1 protein-coding gene is annotated in these 1885 nt (G+C 35.0%); it reads left to right on the top strand.

The features are described 5' to 3' along the window. Positions 1–154: 154 nt before the first annotated feature. Complete coding sequence (locus tag CLCOS_RS01135; protein WP_065080041.1) at positions 155–1594, top strand: DDE-type integrase/transposase/recombinase; 1440 nt, start codon at positions 155–157, stop codon at positions 1592–1594. Positions 1595–1885 lie beyond the last annotated feature (291 nt).

Raw genomic sequence — 1885 nt, 5'->3', positions numbered from 1 at the left:
GTTAGTGTAAAGTTTTTTACACTATTTTTTAAAAATATTCTTTATATATCAAGGGTTACAAAGTTTTTTTAAATAAAAAAACAATGACCCCCTAATTTCATGTTATAATTGAATCTCTCACCAAACAAAAATCACATGAAAGGGTGTCATTGTCTTGGATTCAATTATAACTTATTTATTCTTATATAATCAACATCTTTTGAAAGTAATTTCTCAATTACTTCTATTTATTGCTAAATATATTCCTCTTAAGCAGTGGGCTTATGAGGATTCACATAGTCCTGAATATCAAAAATTCAAAGTGGACAAACTGCCTAAAATTATTCGTTTTGAAAAGGTAGACTATATGCTTCTTTTAGCCTATTACAAACATAAATACAATAAGCTAATCAAACCCGTTCAAAGACGTAACGGAAAGTCTATCCCTAAAAATATTGAGTGTCCAAGATGCGGTGCCCCTCACCATTATATCTACGATAACAACGGTAATAGAGGTCAGTTTCAGTGTAAGGTCTGTGGTCAAAATTTCAACGAAAGCAATTATGCTGCAAAACCTATAGTGTTTGTATGCCCCTATTGCGGACAAACTCTTTCCTCAAAAAAAGATCGAAAGCATTTTCGCATACATAAATGTGTTAATCCAAAGTGCTCTTACTATTGCAGTAACCTTGCTAAACTGCCTAAAAACTTAAATGCTGCTGATAAATACAAGTACAAGCTTCACTACATCTATCGTGAATTCACAGTGGATTTTTTTAAGATGGACTTACATGGACTTCCTAAAAGTGCTATTAACTTTAAGTATAAGAAGTTCAATGCCTATATCATGGGATTATGCCTTACTTATCACGTAAATCTTAAATTATCTACTAGACAAACTGCCCATGCTTTATCAGAAGTACATGGCATAAAGATCTCACACACAATGATCGCTAATTATGCTGTGACTGCTGCCTCAGTTATTAAACCTTTTACAGATACTTTTGACTATAAACCTTCTAAAATTCTTTCTGCTGATGAAACTTATATCAAGGTTAAAGGTATAAAACACTACGTTTGGATTGTCATGGATGCCTGTAAAAAGTCCATTCTCGGCTATCAGGTATCTGATACTCGTTCTGTAGGACCTTGTATTCTAGCTATGCGTATGGCTTTTGAAAAGTTCAAGAAGTTTCCAAATAAAGCCCTAAAATTTATTGCAGATGGTTACAGCGCTTACCCTCTTGCCAGCCAGCAATGCAAACTCATGAATGGCTGGGATTTTGATGTTACTCAAGTTATTGGACTTACTAATGATGATGCTGTATCCACTGAATTCCGTTGGGTAAAGCAAGTTGTAGAACGGCTTAACCGCACCTTCAAGTCTTCCTACCGTGTTACTGGTGGTTATGGAAGTGAAAATGGTGCTCTTTATGGTGTTTCTCTTTGGGTTGCCTATTATAATTTCCTGCGGCCCCATTCTTATAACTACTGGAATCCACTAAATGAGTTAGATATTTTAAGTTATGCAGATAACATGCCTGCCAAGTGGCAGCTTCTTATTTACCTTGGACAACAAACCATTCTAAATATGCAGGAAAATCCAGTAGATTAACTACTATCTGTTTTTAGATTTTTGAGCCAGAGGTAAATACTTAGCCACCCTTCGGGCTTGCCCTTGATAGCGTTATAAATAAATGCTAAAATGCTGCGAACAAGACGGTGAACTCTATCTGTTTTTGAGTTTTTTCGCCGTCGGTTGCAATTTTAGAGCATTTATTTATCATGCAGTCAAGGGTGGCGGTTCTAACAATCAAACCTTATTTTAGAAAAAATTCACAATCACCTAAGCTCTTACAAGCATATTTTTTGGAGTTATTTTTTTCATAGCTCACTTTACACTATC

It is taken from the genome of Clostridium coskatii, assembly GCF_001675205.1.
Classification (GTDB): domain Bacteria; phylum Bacillota; class Clostridia; order Clostridiales; family Clostridiaceae; genus Clostridium_B; species Clostridium_B ljungdahlii.
Note: the sequence above shows the minus strand (reverse complement) of the source record. Positions and strands in the feature narration are given on the sequence as shown.